General features: G+C 43.7%; 19 protein-coding genes. 4 read left to right on the forward strand and 15 right to left on the reverse strand.

What is annotated here, in order from left to right; all coding sequences use genetic code 11:
• Positions 1–63: 63 nt before the first annotated feature.
• From NYE72_RS23320 to NYE72_RS23335, 4 genes are all read right to left on the reverse strand, one after another.
• Positions 64–1773: a peptide ABC transporter substrate-binding protein gene (locus NYE72_RS23320; RefSeq protein WP_036683694.1), complete on the reverse strand. Its 1710-nt coding sequence runs from the start codon at positions 1771–1773 to the stop codon at positions 64–66.
• Positions 1774–1923: 150 nt separating this feature from the next.
• Positions 1924–2310 (reverse strand): DUF3397 domain-containing protein, encoded by a 387-nt coding sequence (locus NYE72_RS23325; protein ID WP_036683696.1) that lies wholly within the window; start codon positions 2308–2310, stop codon positions 1924–1926.
• A 21-nt stretch (positions 2311–2331) separates the two neighbouring features.
• The gene (locus NYE72_RS23330; RefSeq protein WP_036683699.1) at positions 2332–3294 is read right to left on the reverse strand and encodes a 2-dehydropantoate 2-reductase; all 963 of its coding nucleotides are present in this window, start codon (positions 3292–3294) and stop codon (positions 2332–2334) included.
• 107 nt (positions 3295–3401) lie between these two features.
• Positions 3402–4052: an RsfA family transcriptional regulator gene (locus tag NYE72_RS23335; RefSeq protein ID WP_036683702.1), complete on the reverse strand. Its 651-nt coding sequence runs from the start codon at positions 4050–4052 to the stop codon at positions 3402–3404.
• Between the two features lie 345 nt (positions 4053–4397).
• Between NYE72_RS23335 and NYE72_RS23340 the strand changes: the two genes are divergently transcribed.
• Both NYE72_RS23340 and NYE72_RS23345 read left to right on the forward strand, forming a co-directional pair.
• Positions 4398–4634 (forward strand): DUF2626 family protein, encoded by a 237-nt coding sequence (locus NYE72_RS23340; protein WP_036683705.1) that lies wholly within the window; start codon positions 4398–4400, stop codon positions 4632–4634.
• Positions 4635–4774: 140 nt separating this feature from the next.
• Positions 4775–5902, forward strand: a complete 1128-nt coding sequence (locus NYE72_RS23345; protein ID WP_235219499.1) for a hypothetical protein — start codon at positions 4775–4777, stop codon at positions 5900–5902.
• On the opposite strand, the gene NYE72_RS23350 is transcribed toward NYE72_RS23345, so the two are convergent.
• Positions 5894–7120, reverse strand: a complete 1227-nt coding sequence (locus NYE72_RS23350) for an extracellular solute-binding protein (protein WP_036683707.1) — start codon at positions 7118–7120, stop codon at positions 5894–5896. The genes NYE72_RS23345 and NYE72_RS23350 overlap by 9 nt on opposite strands.
• 380 nt (positions 7121–7500) lie before the next feature.
• Positions 7501–8832, reverse strand: coding sequence for a PhoH family protein (locus tag NYE72_RS23355; protein WP_036683710.1), 1332 nt, complete (start codon positions 8830–8832; stop codon positions 7501–7503).
• 107 nt (positions 8833–8939) lie between these two features.
• On the opposite strand from NYE72_RS23355, the gene NYE72_RS23360 reads away from it, so the two are divergent.
• Positions 8940–9515, forward strand: a complete 576-nt coding sequence (locus NYE72_RS23360; protein WP_036683713.1) for a YhcN/YlaJ family sporulation lipoprotein — start codon at positions 8940–8942, stop codon at positions 9513–9515.
• Between the two features lie 56 nt (positions 9516–9571).
• Here the strand turns inward: NYE72_RS23360 and NYE72_RS23365 are convergent, their stop codons facing one another.
• The 6 genes from NYE72_RS23365 to NYE72_RS23390 all read right to left on the reverse strand — a co-directional run bounded on the left by NYE72_RS23365 (position 9572) and on the right by NYE72_RS23390 (position 15171).
• Entirely contained in the window at positions 9572–10024 is a 453-nt protein-coding gene (locus NYE72_RS23365; RefSeq protein ID WP_036683715.1) for a pyridoxamine 5'-phosphate oxidase family protein, read from the reverse strand.
• A 101-nt stretch (positions 10025–10125) separates the two neighbouring features.
• Positions 10126–11226, reverse strand: a complete 1101-nt coding sequence (locus NYE72_RS23370) for an LCP family protein (RefSeq protein WP_036683718.1) — start codon at positions 11224–11226, stop codon at positions 10126–10128.
• An 82-nt stretch (positions 11227–11308) separates the two neighbouring features.
• Positions 11309–11605, reverse strand: a complete 297-nt coding sequence (locus NYE72_RS23375; RefSeq protein ID WP_036683721.1) for a YlaH-like family protein — start codon at positions 11603–11605, stop codon at positions 11309–11311.
• Positions 11606–11734: 129 nt separating this feature from the next.
• Complete coding sequence (gene typA, locus NYE72_RS23380; protein WP_036683723.1) at positions 11735–13576, reverse strand: translational GTPase TypA; 1842 nt, start codon at positions 13574–13576, stop codon at positions 11735–11737.
• Positions 13577–13781: 205 nt separating this feature from the next.
• The gene (locus tag NYE72_RS23385) at positions 13782–14291 is read right to left on the reverse strand and encodes a hypothetical protein (protein ID WP_076146036.1); all 510 of its coding nucleotides are present in this window, start codon (positions 14289–14291) and stop codon (positions 13782–13784) included.
• Between the two features lie 220 nt (positions 14292–14511).
• Complete coding sequence (locus NYE72_RS23390) at positions 14512–15171, reverse strand: TerC family protein (protein ID WP_036683728.1); 660 nt, start codon at positions 15169–15171, stop codon at positions 14512–14514.
• 172 nt (positions 15172–15343) lie between these two features.
• Between NYE72_RS23390 and NYE72_RS23395 the strand changes: the two genes are divergently transcribed.
• Positions 15344–16036 carry a TerC family protein gene (locus NYE72_RS23395; protein WP_339210541.1) on the forward strand — a complete coding sequence of 231 codons (693 nt, stop codon included), beginning with the start codon at positions 15344–15346 and terminating at the stop codon, positions 16034–16036.
• A gap of 66 nt (positions 16037–16102) precedes the next feature.
• On the opposite strand, the gene thiI is transcribed toward NYE72_RS23395, so the two are convergent.
• The 3 genes from thiI to NYE72_RS23410 form a co-directional block, all read right to left on the reverse strand.
• Positions 16103–17383 (reverse strand): tRNA uracil 4-sulfurtransferase ThiI, encoded by a 1281-nt coding sequence (gene thiI / locus NYE72_RS23400; RefSeq protein WP_256721462.1) that lies wholly within the window; start codon positions 17381–17383, stop codon positions 16103–16105.
• A 9-nt stretch (positions 17384–17392) separates the two neighbouring features.
• Positions 17393–18544 carry a cysteine desulfurase family protein gene (locus NYE72_RS23405; RefSeq protein ID WP_339210543.1) on the reverse strand — a complete coding sequence of 384 codons (1152 nt, stop codon included), beginning with the start codon at positions 18542–18544 and terminating at the stop codon, positions 17393–17395.
• Positions 18545–18626: 82 nt separating this feature from the next.
• Positions 18627–19331 carry a lytic transglycosylase domain-containing protein gene (locus NYE72_RS23410; RefSeq protein WP_038572880.1) on the reverse strand — a complete coding sequence of 235 codons (705 nt, stop codon included), beginning with the start codon at positions 19329–19331 and terminating at the stop codon, positions 18627–18629.
• Between the last annotated feature and the right edge of the window lie 157 nt (positions 19332–19488).

Here is a 19488-nt window from a genome sequence, read left to right on the forward strand (position 1 = left end):
ATCCCGAAGTATTCTGCAACTTCAGTCAACTAACTATTCTGTTGTAATTACTAAAGCAATATCTTAGTGCTCAAGCAAGTATCCGCGAGTCAAGTCAATTGCACCACTAAAGTCAAGAGTAACACCTTTAAGGTACTCTTTAGTCAGGGAGTTGTTAGTGTAGTAGTACAAAGGAATCAGAACCATATCTTGCTCGATGAGCAATTTTTCAGCTGCAGCAAACTTTTCTTGACGTACTGCCAAGTCAGTGCTTGTTTTAGCTTCGCTGATCAATTTGTCATACTCAGGGTTAGCGTAACCAGTATCATTGTTACCGCCACCTGTTACCCACATATCAAGGAAAGTCATTGGATCATTGTAATCCGCAGTCCAACCAGCACGAGCAACTTGGTAGTTCAGGTTTTGACGGTTTTCAATAAATACAGCCCACTCTTGGTTAACGGTTTGTACGTCGATACCAAGATTGTTTTTCCACATATCAGCAATCGCCAAAGCGATTTTCTTGTGACCTTCACTTGTGTTGTAAGTCAGGGAGAATGTAGGCAGTTTATCCATACCTTCTTCTTTCAGACCTTCAGCAAGCAATGTTTTAGCTTGTTCTAGATCTTCAGTGAAGTAGCTATCTTTAACTGCTGTACGGTATTCACCATCAGCACCAGCGATACCTGGAGGTACAAAACCGAATGCTGGGAATTGTCCACCTTGAACTACATTGTCAATCAAAGCTTGGCGGTTAAGCGCCATTGCAAGAGCTTTACGGATTTTAGCGTTTGTGAATGGTTTTTCAGTGATATTGAATTCGTAGTAGTATACGGAAGCAATACCTTTACGGCTGAATTCGTTAGGAAGTTCTTTTTGTACGATTGGAATTTGTTCTGATGGAATTTCACCAGTTGGTCCGCCCGCACGATCATATTCACCGTTCTTGTAGCTGAGCAGTTCAGTTGCACCGCTGTTTACAAGGGAGAAATCGATAGCGCTAAGTTTAATGGAATCTTTATCCCAGTATTTATCGTTTTTAGTTACAACAAGAGTTTGACCAGTAGTCCACTCAGTAAGAGTGAAAGCACCGTTAACGATCATAGAATCTTTGCTTGTTGCCCATTTAGGATTACTCTCAATGGATTTGTGTACAGGGTAATAAGTGTAGAAGGAAAGCAATCCAAGGAAGTAAGGAGTGGAGGATTCAAGAGTAACTTCAAGAGTTTTCTCATCAATCGCTTTGACACCTACTTGACTGAAATCAGTAATTTCCTTGTTGTAGTACTTTTCAGCATTTTTGATGTAGTACAATTGATAAGCGTAAGGCGCAGCAGATGCAGCAGCAGGATCGAGCACGCGTTTCCAAGCGCGAACGAAATCTTCTGTTGTTACAGGATCGCCGTTACTCCATTGTGAATCACGGAGTTTGAAAGTATATACCAGACCGTCAGCGGAAACTTCCCAGCTTTCAGCAACACCTGGTTCAGCTTGACCTGTTTCATCATTCATGCGAGTCAAACCTTCGTACATTGTTTTCAGGACAGTGTTAGCTTGGCTATCTTGCGCCAATCCTGGGTCAAATGTTGGAGGCTCAGAACTAAGGTTAATTCTCAATGTTTGGTCAGCAGCCAATTTTTCTTCTGTAGCTGCATTACCAGTTGCCGTGTTACCAGTGTTAGCATTGTTACCTTTATTGCCGCTGTTTGCATTGTTTCCGCCGCAGCCAGCAAGCACTGTGCCGATAACAAGTACTAATGCAATCATTAGCAATAGACTTTTACTCTTCTTCATCTAGCAGTTCCCCCTAAATAGAATGTGGTATATGGTTTATGATTATACAACCAGTGGTCAAAAAAATCTAGTGCAATGTTTTCAGAAAATATTTTTTTTTTAAAACTTTAAACTTTTGTGACGTTGACGCTTCACCGAAGCAGTGGAACGTTACATCGCTTGTGATATGTAGGTAATTAGCCCAACAAACATAAATAATAAATATCCGACGCTCATAAAAAAGAACGAAAGTCTCCAAACTGCCCGAAATAACCGCTTCCCATCTACCTTTCCTTTCATCCGATTTTGAGCTCCGCCAATCAGTCCAGCGGATATTAATACAATAATTAGTATAAGGTAAAACCCAAAACCGGAATTAAAGATGTTATTAAACAATGCGGAGACCGACAATAATAAAAAAAATGTGGTCACGTCCATAGCGAGCATAAAAGTTTTCTTTTTATCTTTTTTTAAGCCTTTTCCAATGAAAAAAACAATCAAAAACGGCACAATCGGAATAACGCTTAAAGTAATAACCGAATCCATCAGCAGTCCCATAGCTTCACCTCTCCCCAGAGATCATACCCCAATACCTTCTACTAATTGGCAGAGCCAGCGATTTAATGGTGCCGACACTCCAGATCGTTCTGCCATTTCTACAAGACTTCCATTGATCCAACGAATTTCTGTGGTTCTTGAAGCAAGTACATCTGCCAGCATAGATGAAATATTGCCAGACGTTAACCGGCACACCTGAAGGATGTTATCCCAAGCATCCTTATCATAAGTAATTTCACAGAAATCATACACCATTGTTGCTTCTTCAAAAACTTCCTTCATTAATTGGAGGCGTTGCTCTGAAGACAGCAGCTTCCCATTTGGAATACGCCAAATCGCCGTGAGTGGATTAATAACGGCATTGATCAAGAGCTTCCGGTAAATCATGGTATCCACTTCATTCGACAAAAAGGCTGCGAATCCTGCCATTATGAGAACTTCTATTAAATTATTCGCTTTTAAATCATTATGTATGCTATGAGCTTGTCCATCCCCTGAGCTCCATTTTCCTATCCACACCTCCCCTGCTCCTGCATGAATGACCTCAGTTAATGATTTGCGCTTCGCAGCCTCCGTAGTCACAGCTACATATAAATTGGCGTCCGGCAACAAGCCCCCCAACATCTCCATATGTCCTGTACCATTCTGAAAACATATCATATGTACTTGCTCTTCCTTAAGTAGGGATAGAAATTCAGGCAAATCATTATGTAGAGTATTCTGTTTAACCGTCACCACGATCCAATCACTCGGCTCTTCCAGATAAGCACCAGCGAACTCCCCTATTGGCGCGGATACAAACTGATCTTCCGAAATTGTTATCGGCTCGCGTTCATCCTCGTAGGTAACCGTTAAGCCATCACGCCCTAATCGTTGGCATTGTTCTACCCCTCGGCACCACAGTCTCACATCATTCCCGGCTTGGATCAATCTCCCTGCCAGCAGCAGCCCGAGTGAACCTGCACCAATTATATCAATTTTCATATAACCCTCCTGCTGATCTTAAGCACAATTTTTCTAAGTATACCAAAAACCCCGCAAATGGTGCTTAAAAAGCAGACCACTTGCGGGATTGTTAGTTAACCTATCGTTTATTCAATGCGTTCTAAATTTCCGTTACCATCCATTTTGAAACGAGTCTTCATTTCTTCTTCTTCTTCATTTAAGAAAGCAAGCCTGCGAGCACGATCCATAATCTGAATTAAAGCTTTGTAATCATCGTTGACTACCCGGTAGTCGCTTTGAGCAAGATTAACCTCTTTAGACAACCGCTCATTCTCAGATCGTAATTCTGTTAATTCATCTTCCTTCTCGCGCAGGTCTCTTTCCAGCATTTTCAGCTGACGTCCTGCTTCCTGAATCGTACCCTTCCATTGCCTTAAGAAACGAATGACCGCATCGATGGATAATGTGTTTTCACTTAATCCCTCACCGCGTCCAAATTCCTCATCGACATCACCCAGAATCAGACCAGCTACTTGCGCTCCTCTTACTGACGGCTGCTTTTTCAGGTAGCTACGCTTTTGACGCTGCCCTTTAGCAATACCGATTGCACCTTCATAACTTTTCCGAACACAACTGTTCCAGCGGAATCCGCAAGCGGCCGAAGTTCTGCCGATTTTTTCACCCACCTCTTCAAAAGCGGCAAGCTGTGTGCTGCCCTCCCGAATGTGTCGCAAAGTTACTTCTGCCAATATTAGATCATCTTCTGCACTCCAAGCGTCCTGTCTAACGGCTGTCATAAAGCCAAACCTCCTAACAACGTCATGAAATAACCATCTCCATAACCGGCAGTTCTGCCGGGTAGTGAATAGGGATAAAAGCTGCTTACTCCATTTCTATGCTTCTCATAGAGTTCATAGAATCTATTTGATACTAATTTGTATTTCCATTATCTGCGTACATCATACGCATAAAACTATAAATTCTCTTTTTTAAAGCGCTAATCACTCAGGTCAATTATAAAAATCACATTTTTTGAAGATTAGTGCATTTTTTTCAATGAATTCGTTTACACATAATTATGTTGAGGGTATAATAAATCGAAGGAATATTCGTGAGATACATACTGGAAGGGGGACTCTCTCTTGGACCGCATGTTTCGGGTATTAGGTTTTTTCACATTAGCTATTGGATTGATGGCTTTCGCCGGAGGTCTAACAGAAATGGCCTTGCTTTTCTTTTTGCAAACAGCATTTTTCGTAATACTTGGCTATATGAAATTTACTGAAAAAACTTATGTTCTTCTCTTCTGGGCATACATGATTCTGACTTTCACCGGATTTAGTTATTGGACGATCTTTCAAATGGGTCTTCCACTATAAATTGCAGTACTCTTTTGGAGCGGATGAGGTCCTTATCTTATAAGGATCACTTCCGTTTTTTTGTTTGTATGCTATTTTAGAAGGGTTAAACATATTATTAGTACATACATATATCATTTCAAAAAAAAGGTGGTGGTGTGGTGCGCTCCCGCAATTTACAAAGCCGCATGATTGCAACCATACTAATTCTCTTCTGCTGTACTTTGTTTCCGTTACAACCTGTGAAGTACTTGTCTGCCGATCCTAGCGGTGATTTTTTCAACTCTGCTATACCAGATAATGAAGAAACCCGTAAACTACTTGAACAGACCTTGTCTTCTGCAGAAATTGAACGTGAAATCATCAAGATTACAGCCGAACAAAAAGCGCTTGAACAAAAGGTAGAAAGCTTGAACAGACAAGCTACCCAGAAAAAAACAGCCATTGCTGACCAACAGGAACGGGCAGGTGCAGTTGTGCGTTCTTATTATATGGGGGATAGAGATAATCTTCTGGTCGCGTTTTTTTCAGCAAAAAGTATCAGCAGATTCCTGGCTCTGTTCGATTATTATGAGATTATTATTGGGAATGACCGTGATATTCTCTCACAATATGAAGAACAATATAAGGATTTGAAGGATACCATTCAGACTGCGAAGCGAAACTCGGAAGAGCTCGCCCGGCTGCGCACGGCTCTGGAGGAACAGCAAGTTCGGGTAAACGCGCTCAACAAGGAAATTGAGGGTGGGATTAAAAATAGCAGCGATCCTGAAAATATGAGTACTCTACTTAAAGAATTCACATTATATTGGGAGAATATCGGCCTGCACGAGGTAAAAACATATTTCAAGGCGTTATCCTCCGCAATGAATAAACTACCACAGTTTGTTCAGAATCGAGAGGGTGTACTGACTCGAAAGGGAATGACTTATGAGCTAAACTTGAAGGAAGAGGATTTGAATGAATTTTTGCAATCACAGAATTCGCTGTTTAAAGACTTCGCCTTTCATTTCAATGACGGTTCAATTACTGCCACTGGAAAAAGCGGAGCGCTAGCTCTTTCACTGACCGGTCACTACACCATTCAGGAAGAACCGATCAACGGCCTTATATTCCAAGTCGATCATATTGTATTTAATGGTCTTGAATTGCCTGACACGACAAGAAAAACGTTGGAAGAAGAATTTGACTTAGGCTTTTATCCTGGAAAAATAGTATCTTTCCTTCGTGCCACGGCAGTAGATAGCCAAGAGGGCGTCTTGCATGTTAAGCTTTCCATTTCATTTTAGACCTTCTTTTAGATATTCTTTGTAGCCTTCCGCATCTATCTGCCCTGTTAATAGTAATGATACAGCTTCAACAACCTTACTCCAGCCGCCCTGTGACTCATCCTCCGGGGCGGTTTCTTCTGTCAGCAATAGCTCAACATCGAAAGGAAGTTTGTATTTAAAAGCATGCTCCGAACGATAAAGAACATCAAGCGCCGGCAAGCTCCCCGTATTCTCCAACCAATCCAACTGAGCATCCTCTGAGGTGATAAAAGTCAGCCAATTCACAGCTTCCTTTGGACTTTGAGATTGAGCTGGAAGGGCAAAAGATCGACTGTAACAGGATTCAAACCCACCTCCGTTATTGGCAGTCAGCGCCGGAACAGCAGCAAGGGATGAATTACCATGCTTCTGCCACTCGGATAACGGTAAAGAAGCAACCGCGACACTACCTCCTTGTAGCATATCCCAGACATCTTTATTGTAGCGGCTGGTGAGATAAAAATAACTGCGGGCGTTCTGAGTCCAATTCAACACTTCTTGGTTATCTGCTAACAAGCTGCTATTCATGCTCTCCATTACCGCTGACAATCCATAAGGATTACGGGTATCCATCGCGAGTAAATATTTTCCTTGCTCTTTAAGCACATTCTGAAGCAGGATATTCCACTCTTCGAGGCTTTTGGGTAATGCATTAAAACCCAGCTCCGCCAGCCGTTGTGGGGAATAAACGAGCACGTAAGGATCTATATCTAACGGGACTCCCCAATTATATCCATTCCACTGCATCAAGGGGATCAACTGTGTTAACGGTGCACTCCCCGGAACGCTCTGATACACATCCATCGGCAATAAATATCCACGTGTGGCCCAGTCCAGTATGCTTCGTCCATCTGCCATGACTATATCCGGGCTGTCCCCGATCGTTAAATCATGCTTCAATACCTCATCGGCATCCTCAATATCCACATTGCTTAAAATAACCTTTACTCCACTTTCTAAGGTATAGCGGTTGCTAAGGAGCTCCAGTTCACTAAATTCTTCGCTATTTAACGATACTCTTATATGTAAGCTATCTATAGTTCCCTCATCTCCGGAAGAGGGATTGGTCGACTGACTTTGCGGTCTTTTCATAGGACGTGGATCGTTACTGGTACTCAATTCCATACTGGGCGACAGGCTTGTCAGCGATAGTAGTAAAATTGCAAAAAGCAGCCAATAATTTTTGCGTTTCAGCACGATTTCCCACCTTCCCTTTTGATTGGTCTCCCCTATTTTACCAAACCCTCCGGTGCTTGTCTTTAGTTTGTGAAACCGTTCTCTTTCTATTATATGGGTGAAACGCCAGAGGCATTAAAAATAGGAAGGTGATCTGACCGCCATTACAAGAAAGCTTTGGACTTCCGATCGCTGTTATCCTCAGATTTCCTGATTTAATTACCGCATCATGCGGTTAAAATCCGAGGATAAAGGCGAACGCTTCGCTTCTACAGTTCCAAACTTTCTTTCCATGGCTCTAATCACCACAACCAACTTTAAATTCCTCTGCCGTTTCCGGGCGGGCAGGAAAAAGCCGGGAGTGTTTGCTTCTCCCGGCTGAAAATTGGATTCATGAACGGCTAGAGTAGATCCGCGGCCAATTGCGCCAAGCGGGAACGTTCACCTTTTTCCAAAGTAATATGTCCGCTAATCCCTTGCTGCTTAAACTTCTCGACGATATAGCTCAGTCCGTTGCTCGCAGCATCCAGATATGGATGATCGATTTGCTCCGGATCGCCCATTAGAATGACTTTACTTCCTTCTCCCGCTCTGGAGACAATGGTCTTCACCTCATGACGGGAAAGGTTCTGCGCCTCATCAATAATAATGAACTGTGATGGGATTGAACGGCCGCGAATATAGGTTAAGGCTTCTACCTGTATACTGCCTAACCCCATTAAGATTTTATCGATATCGCCAGCTTTTTTGGTATCGAACAGGAATTCCAGATTATCATAAATAGGCTGCATCCAGGGTCTAAGCTTCTCATCCTTCTCACCGGGCAAGTAACCAATGTCCTTACCCATAGGAACAACCGGACGGGCGATAAGCAATTTTTTGTATTTATGTTCATCCTCCACTTTGAATAGTCCGGCTGCAAGCGCCAATAACGTCTTCCCTGTCCCAGCCTTACCCGTGATCGTTACGAGTGGGATTTCATCATTTAGCAGCAGCTCCAGTGCCATTCGTTGTTGAGCATTACGGGCGCTAATCCCCCAAACCGAATCATTGCCCAGATAGAGTGGCTCCAGACGTGTGGCATCACTATTCACTTTGAGAAGAGCTGATTTGCCAGTGCCAATCTCATCCTTGAGAATCACAAATTCATGAGGGTACAACGGATACGACAACGCGAGCTGTTTTACCGTCAGAGAGCGGTGACTATAATATTCATCAATCAATGCGGGATGCACCTGCAGAGATTGGTAACCAGTGTATAGTTCATTTAAGTCTCCAGTACGATCTGACAAATAATCCTCTGGCGTAATTCCAAGTACATCCGCTTTAATACGAACCAGTACATCCTTGCTCACAAGCACAACGGGACGCGGATCAGGCTTCTCATTCTCTTCATTCAAATAATTGAGCGCAACAGCCAAAATCCGATTGTCGTTAGACACCTCACCAAACATTTCCTGTACCTTCACAAAACTGCGATGGTTAAGTTCTACCTTCAGCTTGCCTCCATGCTCCAGTTCCACACCACTATGCAAATGACCTAGTTCCCGGAGTCCATCAAGCAATCGGGATACCGTACGGGCATTCCGACCGATTTCGTCAGCATTGCGCTTCTTGGAGTCGATTTCTTCCAGCACAACGGCCGGAATAACCACCTCATGCTCCTTGAAAGAGAAAATTGAATTGGGGTCGTGCAAAAGCACGTTGGTATCTAGCACAAATATCTTGTTCATATTATCCCCTCCACAGCGCCTGGTTTGATTGATCATACATAACTCTTTCCGCCAAGGGAAAAGATAAGGTACAGAAACGATTCATTGGCTGAAAGGAGTAATCACATATGAGAAAATCAATATGTCTGTTGCTGGTACTGCTGCTACTGACAAGCTGCGGTATCGCTAATAAAAAGACATCACCCTCTCCTCAGAATAAACAATCTGCGAATGCTGTAAAGGGTACGGGGAACCATGAGGTTCGGCAATTGTCCAATGATGGTGCGACTAATCCTAAAGCCACCTCAAAAGCTGGTCAAGCCGTCAATGTTAATGGAGAAAATGAAATTGCACTTAAGGATCATTTTGAACAGTTGGCCAAAAGAGTTCCCGGTGTAAATGGCGCACACTGTGTAGTCATGAACAAAGTTGCCATTGTTGGTCTTGATGTAGAAGGTTCTCTAGGCCGCTCACGTGTAGGAAGCATCAAATATTCTGTAGCAGAAGCTATCCGCAAAGACCCAAGAAGTGTACGGGCGCTTGTCACAGCGGATATGGATCTCTCCAGCAGATTAGCGGAAATGAGCCGCCATATCTCCAAGGGACATCCGATTTCCGGATTCTCATCCGAGCTGGCTGATATTATCGGACGAATCATGCCACAGCTGCCAGAGGATACCAAGCCGCAAAGAAATGCACAGTAGTGGATAAAGGACAAAAGAAGTCCTTAGAATTCAAAAAAAGCCCAGTGATATTTTCACTAGGCTTTTTTCATGGCAGCAAATACTTGTCCGTCCAACTTCTCAGCGGCACGTCCATCATAAACTTTCGCATATCTTGGGGCGGAGTCAAGCTGCGCGCCGTAAAAAAGCGCGTTGCGGACCGCTTTAATTTCAACATCAAAACAGCACATCTTAAAGGGAACATCCTCTAGCGGGTCCTGCCTTACAGCAGCACTACCGTTAATGGCATAGACAGTTCCTTCACCAAACACAGTTATAGTTATTAATGGATTAACCTTCATATTATTCACAAGTCTTGAACGATGATCAATAGCCAAACGCACAGTACTAGGACTAACAGCATAAAGCCACGAAATAGCTGTGGATGTAGGACCGCCTGTCTCCGCATCAACTGTGTTTAGAAGAACAAAGGTTTCCGATTGCAGCATCGATAGCAAAGTTTCATTCAGCTGAGCAACGGCTTCGGACATAAGTACTGGCCCCCTATGCGACGTTAATTCATTCGATTTATTATATTATAGCACAGGCTGAAACTTGCATTCAATTTTAGCTATGGAAGATATTAAGGTCCTCAAGGCGCCTCAGCAGTTGTCGAATCAGCTCCAGTGGAAATTCCTGCAATTCGATCCTGCAAGCTTTTCTTAGCGGCCTCCAACTCCTCATCATTAATATATACATATGGACTTCGCCACGTACCAGTAACCGGCTTGAATTCGATATTCTCTTTGGAAATCTTCCAATACGTCGCAATCATATCTTTGATTTGCGAATTTTCGATATCTGTCTTCATGTTACTGTCCACTGCATCAAGCACCTTGCCGATTTTCAATACGCCACCAAGCGATTGCATCTGATCCACCAGACTGTTCAGGACTTCGTTCTGGCGTTTGTTGCGATCAAAATCATCTGAAGCGTTAGTCTTAGGCTTGCAATTGGATTTACGATACCGCACATAGTCCAATGCATTTTTTCCATCCAGCTCTGCCGGACCCTTTTTCAGATTGATATTCGTGCCGTCCACAGTGTCTGTATAACACATATTTTCACTAATATTTACTTCGACTCCCCCAAGCTCGTCCACCACATCCCGGAAGCCCTGAAAATCAAGAATCGTTGTATAATCTACATCAATGTCCAAATACTTACCCATCATCGTCTTCATCTCGTCTTCAGCCAGTAGACCGGAGGATTTCTCCTTACCCTTGAAGCGAGCATAAAATTCATTAATCTTCGTTTTCTTATAGCCGCTTAGCTCCACATAGGTATCACGAGGAAGCGAAACAATGGTCGCTGATTTGGTCTTAGGATTAAGTGCTGCAACCATGATTACGTCAGTCAAATAAGACTCGTGTTTAGGTCTGTTATCCGTTCCCAGTATAAGCATCGTCAGTGGCTTTTCTGAAGCGGATTGCCCTGGAGCAACCGTACCCTCAACCCCTGCATTAAATACGCCATGCTCAAGCTTCCAATACAGATAACCGCCATAACCCAGCACGCCGAGGATCGCAATAATTAGCAAAGTTAACAATACTCTAACTAATCTGCCAAAAAAACCTCTCTTTTTCACTTTCTTTTTCGTTTTTTTCTTAGAAACACCCTTCACAGGCTGTTTTCTATTAGTAGGTTGTTGCCCGTTTGCTCTTGGAGGTAAACCGCTGTTTCTTGTACTCATAATAGAATAAAGTCCTTTTCATTTCATTTAGAATTAGAATTGCTACATTAATTAGACGATCCATAAGGTACAAAAGTTGCGATTACGATCTCTTCGCTGCTGCCGCAGCCTTTCTCTTCTGTCGAGCTTCTACTATATAACGTATCCGTACCATCAGCATTAATCCGACAGCAACCAACAGACATTGGATAATCGGAAGCTTATCATGTTGGAAAATGAGGAGCATGCCAGAGCCAATCGCCATCATTATGTAGAGCATGATTTCCTTGCCAATCGATAACTTTTGATTCACACGAAAGACTTGATTATAAACAAAAGTAAGCAATATAAAGATAACAATATAAGCGACGATTGGATGCTCAGCGAACCACACCTGCATAGATAACCGCACTCCTCCCAAATTTAAGATACGTTTACATTATATCATCAGTAGGGGAATTTTTTGTTTCTTATATTAAAAAAAGCCGCCGGATGCAATAATCCGGCGGTCTTATTCAAAAGCATGTGTTTACGCGTTGGCTTGTGCTGTTTTACGTTGTTTCTCTACACGTTCGCGTTCGCCTTTGTTCAGAATCTTTTTACGCAAACGAATGGATTTAGGTGTAATTTCACAATATTCATCATCGTTCAAATATTCAAGTGCGCCTTCCAAAGAGAAGGTGCGTGGTGTCTTCATTTTTACAGTATCATCTTTGCCTGAGGTACGCATGTTGGTAAGTGCTTTTTCCTTACAGATGTTAACGATAATATCGTTATCACGGGTATGCTCACCTACGATCATACCTTCATAAATTTCTGTACCTGCATCCAAGAAGAGAATACCACGATCCTCAACACCCACGATTCCGTATTGAGTTGTTGATCCAGTCTCACTTGCTACAAGCACACCTTGATGACGTCCGCCAACTTGACCAGCAACCAGTGGAGCATAGCTGTCAAAAGCATGGTTCATAACGCCGTAACCGCGTGTCAAAGTCAAGAAGTAAGTGTTGTAACCAATCAAACCACGTGCAGGAATCAGGAACTCCAGACGTACTTGACCCGTACCGTTGTTAATCATATTGACCATTTCGGCTTTACGAGTACCCAGACTCTCCATAACAGAGCCCATGCTTTCTTCTGGAATATCAATCATTAGACGCTCAAGCGGCTCCATTTTGACACCGTCGATTTCTTTAATGATTACTTGTGGTTTAGAAACTTGCATTTCGTAACCTTCACGACGCATATTCTCGATCAGAATACCAAGGTGAAGCTCACCGCGTCCAGAAACGATAAATGCGTCAGGACTATCAGTTTCTTCCACTCGCAAGCTCACATCTGTTTCAAGTTCTTTAAAGAGACGCTCACGTAGTTTACGGGAAGTTACCCATTTACCCTCTTTACCAGCAAAAGGACTGTTATTCACTAGGAATGTCATTTGCATGGTTGGCTCGTCAATCTTCAGAACCGGAAGTGCTTCAGGGTTTGCAGGATCAGCAATGGTCTCACCAATGTTGATGTCCTTGATCCCTGCAATAGCAACGATATCCCCTGCGCCCGCTTGCTCTGTTTCAATACGTTTCAAACCTTGGAAGCCGAACAATTTCTCGATACGTGCAGTTTTGCTCTTACCATCACGCATAATAACTGTTACAGATTGACCTTGTTTGATCACACCGCGGTTAACACGTCCAATCGCAATACGACCCAAGTATTCGTTATAATCCATCAACGTTACGAGGAATTGAAGCGGTTCTTCAACACTTTCGGTTGGAGCTGGAATATGTTCAACGATGGTTTCGTAGAGCGAAAGCATCGTTTCATCTTGTTTCTCAGGATCCATGCTTGATGTACCATTAAGAGCAGATGCATAAACAACCGGGAATTCCAATTGTTCGTCATTTGCTTCAAGTTCGATGAACAAATCGAGCACTTCATCAATAACTTCCTTAGGACGAGCAGCTGGACGGTCAATCTTGTTCACGACAACGATCGGTGTAAGTTTTTGTTCCAATGCTTTACGCAGAACGAATTTCGTTTGCGGCATGCAGCCTTCATAAGCATCAACAACCAGCAATACACCGTCAACCATTTTCATGATCCGTTCTACTTCGCCACCGAAGTCAGCATGTCCAGGTGTATCCACAATGTTGATCAAAAACTCTTTATAAGTAATTGCTGTATTTTTAGCTAGGATTGTAATTCCACGTTCCCGCTCGATATCATTAGAGTCCATAGCACGTTCTTGCAAGTGCTCATGGGCGCTGAAGATCCCCGATTGTTGAAGGAGCTGATCGACGAGTGTTGTTTTGCCATGGTCAACGTGGGCAATGATCGCAATGTTGCGAATATCTTTTCTTGAATGCATGATTTGTATCCAAATCCTCTCATTTATCAAATTAAAACTGTTAAAATTCATAGCATGTCACGGCAGTCTCACAAAAGAAGCGCCAGGCAGAAAGCCGACGCTTCAACATAACATTAATATTATAGTGAAAGTACCATGAAAAGCAAGTCTTTTTATGAAAAAACAGTTACCAATTTCCGTTTTTTTTCACAAGATCCTACAGCAATTAACTTCGGTACCATCTATTCCGGCCACGTGCTCTGCCTCGACCGGTAATCAGCCAAATTCCTGCAGCTATTAATACAATCCCGATCAGGTAGATCGCGCCGGTGCCCATAAGGTTGAAAATACAAAGTGCAAGGCTTAGTAAGCCTAATGTTACAGCAATTGCTGACAGTCCACCCGTCCGTCTTGGTTCATAGATAGAATATTCATACAAGCCCACGGCAAGACCAAGCAACAGCACAGGCCATAAGTTACTCATAAGCCCCCATCCCCAAATATTGCAAAGGCCAAACAACAAACCGTACACCGTTAATATCCCAGCAGGAACCAATACCGAGGCCGAAGCACGACGGCTGAAAAATAACATGTGCAGCACTATTCCTGGAATTAAAATCACTAGAGGCCAAAGCGCGCGGCCCAAAAATCCGAAGACGCCCAGCTTACCTAATAAAATCACGATGCCAGCAGCAACAATAAAAATTCCTAGCTGTATATCTTTCTTTGAAGACATCCTTCACCCATCCCTTCAATTTCACGTCTACCTCATTTCCTCGTCACCTTATAGCCTGAAAGCGACAGGATTCTTACTCATATATTATCCGAAACATACACAAAATGCCATCACTCCCTGTGATTAATCAGTGTCTATAAGCACTTCTGATCGCGCAAAAAAGACGGACAATTCCAATTTATGGAGATGTCCGTTTAGTATTGCCTTTTATTGCAGTTTATTAACCTGCAGATGTTTTTCTGCGTTTAATTGCTCCCGTAACCACAACTAATATGCCTAAGGCAATGGGCAAAAAGGAATGTAAGGAGGGGAATAAAAAGGAGAGCATCGTCCCTAATTTTGCATCCTGAAGCAACATATCCCCTGCTGTAAACGCCAATATATAAGCACCGATAAATACGAGCACTGGAAACCGATGCAGCCAGCCTACAATGATGCCGCTTCCCCACACTACTATCGGAATGCTAAGGGCAATCCCGATGACAATTAAAGCTAAATCTCCTTTAGCTACTCCCGCAATGGCTAGTACATTATCCAGGCTCATAATAAAGTCCGCTACAAGAATCGTTCGGATTGCTTTCCAGACTGAGGAAGATTCCCTTACTCTGAGATCCTCCTCTTCCTCCAACAGCAGCTTGAACGCTATCCATAGCAGCAGCATCCCCCCTCCAGCCTGAATATAAGGGATTTTTAATAGCAATACCGCAACAAAAGTAAGCAAACACCGCAGAACAACTGCGCCTGCTGAGCCCCACCATACCGCAGTCTTTCGGTGCTTCGCCGAAAGATCCTTGCTGGCCATTGCGATAACCATTGCATTATCTCCGCTCAGCACCAGATTGATCATCAATATTTCACCAAGGAGCAATAATGAATCCATTCGCACTTACCTCCCCGAGTCACATGTAACTACTTGTATGTTCGGAAATGACAAGCTATGCTTCCTGTCCAACTTTTTTTGAGCGTGAACGCATGTTGGCTCCTTTTTTTGCGTATACAAAACTAAGCATATTTTGCAGCTCAATCTAACAAAACTTGGGAGTGACTTCGCTTTGAATACATCCATCTGGGAGTTTATATTATCGCTGCTCAACATTATTTTTCTAGATCTTATTCTGGCGGGAGATAATGCCATTGTGATCGGACTTGCAGCGCGTAATTTACCGTCCGACACGCAAAAAGAGGCTATCGTATTTGGAACAGCAGGCGCTGTAGTGTTGCGGATCTTCGCAACGATTCTGGTCGTATGGCTGTTGAAAATCCCCTGGTTACTGCTTGCCGGAGGGATTTTACTCATTCTGATTGCCTATAAGCTGTTAACCAGTGAGAACACTTCAACAGATATCAAGGCAGGTCAAAGCTTGTGGTCCGCTGTAGGTACAATCATTTTAGCTGATGCTGCCATGGGCCTTGATAATGTGATCGCCATTGCCGGAGCTGCCAAGCATAATATCTCACTGGTTATCATAGGACTGCTGATCAGTGTTCCCATCGTGGTGTGGGGAAGTACCCTTTTTATTAAATTAATCAACAAATATCCATGGATCATTTATATTGGTTCTGCTGTCTTAGGCTTTACTGCTTCAAGTATGATGACAGATGAACATCAGCTTGCGCCATTTTTTGATCATCATCCGCTGCTCAAATATCTGTTTATAATCGTGATCATTATAGGTATCTTGGCAGCGGGACATTGGAAACGCCAATCAAAACCAGAAGAGCCTCAGGAGGGCACAATCGTCTAAACCACAAAAAACTGCCTCAGAACGTAGATTTCACTACACTCCAAGGCAGTTTTTTGGTTTATTATTTTAGAACCATTCTTCCTGTAATCCCGCCTCGACACTTACAACATCACTAGGCTTCTCATCTCCATAAGGAGTGATTAACACGGTCTCTGTGGCTTCAATCGCCGCTTCCAGAAGTTCAGAATATCCCGGAAGCGTAGCCTCTATCTTATCCACAATCCGTAAATTCGGATTTGTTGTAGGTGATTTTGGAACAAATAAAGTACAACAATCCTCATAAGGAAGGATAGACAACTCATAGGTGCCGATGTTCTTCGACAGGTCCACGATATCACTTTTGTCCATCATTACCAGCGGACGCAGAAGGGGGAGGGTTGTCGCCCGGCCAATCACGTTCATGCTTGGCAAGGTCTGGCTAGCGACTTGTCCCAGACTATCCCCGGTTACAATCGCCAATGCACCTTCGCGCTCCGCAAGCTGGGTAGTAATTCTCAGCATTGCCCGCCGCATCAGTGTAATAATCAGATTATCCTGGCCGATGCCGGTAAAGGAAGTCTGCACTTCTGTAAAGGGTACCAGATGCAGCTTGATTACACCCGCATAGCGTGACAATACTCGCGCAAGATCCACAACCTTTTGTCTAGCAAGCTCGCTTGTATAAGGATAACTGTAGAAATGCACGCACTCCACTTCAAGTCCGCGCCGCATGGATGACCAGCCTGCTACGGGACTATCAATGCCACCGGACAGCAATAACATCGCTTTTCCGTTAGTGCCTAATGGAAATCCACCTACACCGGCAATATTTTCACAGAAAATATAAGTATGTCCCTGACGAATTTCGACCCTCAGCTCTAATTCAGGCGATTTAACGTCTACGGTGAGGCCAGGATATCCTTGCAATAGTGGTGTCGCGATCAGTTTATTCATCTCAATGGAGCCGTAAGGGAACTCTTTCCATACCCGCCGAGCATTAACCTTAAATCTGGTGCCCGGAGCAGGCGCGATTATCTCCAAAAATTGACGGCTTACCGCTACAATATCCTCAAGCTCTGACTTAGAAACCTTCACTGGACTGACAGAAGCAATGCCAAAGACATTCTTCAGTGCTTGTACCAATTCAATCGCAGATTCCCCGTTCAGTTCCACGTAAATTCTTCCGAATTCCTTGCTCAGAACTACGTTTGGATAAGGCTTAATCAATTCCTTCACATGACGCAGTACGGTTTTTTCAAATCGGGTACGATTTTTGCCCTTTAAAGTAAACTCCCCAAAACGCAGGAGCAGCATATCAGCGTATTCTATACTATGGGCTCTGCCTTCTGCAGATTCCTTGTTCATCATGCTCATATGTTACTTCATTCCTCCTTCAGCAATCTTTAAAGCTTGTACCGCAGTGGTTAATGCTTGCTCAAGCGCAGAGACATCCTCATCTGTATGACTGTCGCCAAGGCTAATACGAATCCCACCTAAAGCACTGGAGACATCTTTACCCATAGACAATAACACACGACTAGGCTCAGCCAGTCGTGAGGAGCAAGCCGAGCGGGTGGAGACTACCATCCCCAGTTCCTCCAGCTTGCGGGCGAATACCTCTCCCTTCATGCCAGGGTAAGAGAAATGCACAATATGGGGAGCTCCATCCTCTCTGCTGTTTATAACAAATTCAGGAACGGTGCGCAAGAAGCGTAATAATCGATCTCGGAGTGGAACCAACTGGGCAACGAAGGGTTCGCGCTGCTCACCACTCATGCGGATAGCTTTGGAGGATGCGACAATCGCAGGTACATTTTCAGTTCCAGCGCGTTGTCCTTCTTCATGAGAGCCCCCTGTAAGCAATGGGAATAGCTTAATTCCATCTTTGATATACAGTAATCCCACTCCACGTGGGCCTCGAAGCTTATGAGGAGACAGGCTATAAAGATCCACCTGCCAATCCTTTAGATCAACTACAAGCTTACCATATCCCTGAACACCATCTACATGAAATAAGGTTCGCGGATTCACAGCTTTAATCAGCTTACCCATCTCTTTAAGCGGTTGTATCGTTCCAATCTCGTTATTGACATGCATCACACTAACAAGCACTGTGTCGCGCCGGACAGCAGCAGCTACGCGCTCAGGATCAACAACGCCAGTGCTATCGGGTGCTACAAAAGTAACCTCCCAGCCCATTCGCTGCAATTGCAGGAAACTCTCATATACAGAGGGATGCTCTATTTCTGTAGTTACCAAATGGCGGCCTCTAGTCTGATATTGCAGAGCAGCGCCTTTTATCGCCAAATTATTGCTTTCCGTTGCACCAGAAGTAAATAGAATCTCCTGCGGTTGTACAGATAAAGCAGCAGCGCATACTTCACGCGACCGTCTGATCAGCTTACCCGCTTCACTGCCCGCACGGTGTAAAGAGGAAGGGTTCGCATAATGCAGCTTCATAATTTGTTCCATCGTCTGCACCACTTCTTCATAGGGCGGTGTAGCGGCGGCATAATCCCAGTAAAGCATATGTCAAATGTCTCCTTTACTTCGTTGAGTGAACTTATTATCGAAAAAGGATCAAACGGTGTTTCCCGTTTGATCCTTTTTATTATACCGCGTATTGAGCGCGAGCGCGTTCTATTTTGAAGATATAAGACTGTGTCTCTTTTGGAAGCAGGCTAAGTTTCTCCAATAATTCCTGATCATTGGTTACTCCAAGATCTGTTACCCGTCCCGGCCCTGCGTTGTACGCTGCAAGTGCCATCTTTTCCTCTCCGCCAAAGCGTTTCAGTTGATAAGATAAATAACGTACGCCGCCATCAATGTTTTGCGCCGGATCGAACGAATCAGTAACCCCTAAGCCGCTCGCGGTGCCATCCATAAGCTGCATTAAACCTTTAGCCCCTGCCGAAGAGACCACATTAGGATTAAACGAAGATTCAGTATCAATCACTGCTTTGATCAGATCAATCGGCACGCCATATTTAGCACTCGCCTTCTGGATGAGATCATCATAGCTTGTAGGTGTAGAACCCGTTATTTCCCCGGAAATTATGTTATTGAAGGTTTCTGTTGTCCCACCTATCTGCTGCCATAACAAGCTGCTGACTGAAGTTGCATCCGGGAGAGAGGTCAAATAGCTTGAACTTTCACTACTCGTTGACATTGCCTGAAGCATTGTCGCAAATCCAGAAGCTGAAACCCCCGTTGACCGTTCATTTCCATTCGCGGAGCTAGTTTTTTCGGTTGTAGCCTTAAGGTTGATCCATTTAAGCTGCCCTAACCCGTCGGTTACAGCGGGATTGATCTGCATGCTGGCGCACTCCTTTTTTTGTCCTACTCGAATCATATATAAGGTTTCGCGTTGAAATTTCGATGAATTACGGCTTAATCTTACATTTTATCTGAGATTATTGCTATATGTTGGAATGAAAAAACAGACTTCAGACCCTGATATTTAGGTCTAAAAG

Origin of the sequence: Paenibacillus sp. FSL L8-0333 (assembly GCF_037965665.1) — a bacterium.
Lineage (GTDB): Bacteria > Bacillota > Bacilli > Paenibacillales > Paenibacillaceae > Paenibacillus_AQ > Paenibacillus_AQ odorifer.

Bases quoted from the DNA above. Each gene is read 5' to 3' on its own strand.
- NYE72_RS23320 (WP_036683694.1), bottom strand. From the start codon at position 1,773: ATGAAGAAGAGTAAAAGTCTATTGCTAATGATTGCATTAGTACTTGTT.
- NYE72_RS23325 (WP_036683696.1), bottom strand. From the start codon at position 2,310: ATGGGACTGCTGATGGATTCGGTTATTACTTTAAGCGTTATTCCGATT.
- NYE72_RS23330 (WP_036683699.1), bottom strand. From the start codon at position 3,294: ATGAAAATTGATATAATTGGTGCAGGTTCACTCGGGCTGCTGCTGGCA.
- NYE72_RS23335 (WP_036683702.1), bottom strand. From the start codon at position 4,052: ATGACAGCCGTTAGACAGGACGCTTGGAGTGCAGAAGATGATCTAATA.
- NYE72_RS23355 (WP_036683710.1), bottom strand. From the start codon at position 8,832: ATGAACAAGATATTTGTGCTAGATACCAACGTGCTTTTGCACGACCCC.
- NYE72_RS23360 (WP_036683713.1), top strand. From the start codon at position 8,940: ATGAGAAAATCAATATGTCTGTTGCTGGTACTGCTGCTACTGACAAGC.
- NYE72_RS23365 (WP_036683715.1), bottom strand. From the start codon at position 10,024: ATGTCCGAAGCCGTTGCTCAGCTGAATGAAACTTTGCTATCGATGCTG.
- NYE72_RS23370 (WP_036683718.1), bottom strand. From the start codon at position 11,226: ATGAGTACAAGAAACAGCGGTTTACCTCCAAGAGCAAACGGGCAACAA.
- NYE72_RS23375 (WP_036683721.1), bottom strand. From the start codon at position 11,605: ATGCAGGTGTGGTTCGCTGAGCATCCAATCGTCGCTTATATTGTTATC.
- typA (WP_036683723.1), bottom strand. From the start codon at position 13,576: ATGCATTCAAGAAAAGATATTCGCAACATTGCGATCATTGCCCACGTT.
- NYE72_RS23385 (WP_076146036.1), bottom strand. From the start codon at position 14,291: ATGTCTTCAAAGAAAGATATACAGCTAGGAATTTTTATTGTTGCTGCT.
- NYE72_RS23390 (WP_036683728.1), bottom strand. From the start codon at position 15,171: ATGGATTCATTATTGCTCCTTGGTGAAATATTGATGATCAATCTGGTG.
- thiI (WP_256721462.1), bottom strand. From the start codon at position 17,383: ATGATGAACAAGGAATCTGCAGAAGGCAGAGCCCATAGTATAGAATAC.
- NYE72_RS23405 (WP_339210543.1), bottom strand. From the start codon at position 18,544: ATGCTTTACTGGGATTATGCCGCCGCTACACCGCCCTATGAAGAAGTG.
- NYE72_RS23410 (WP_038572880.1), bottom strand. From the start codon at position 19,331: ATGCAGATCAATCCCGCTGTAACCGACGGGTTAGGGCAGCTTAAATGG.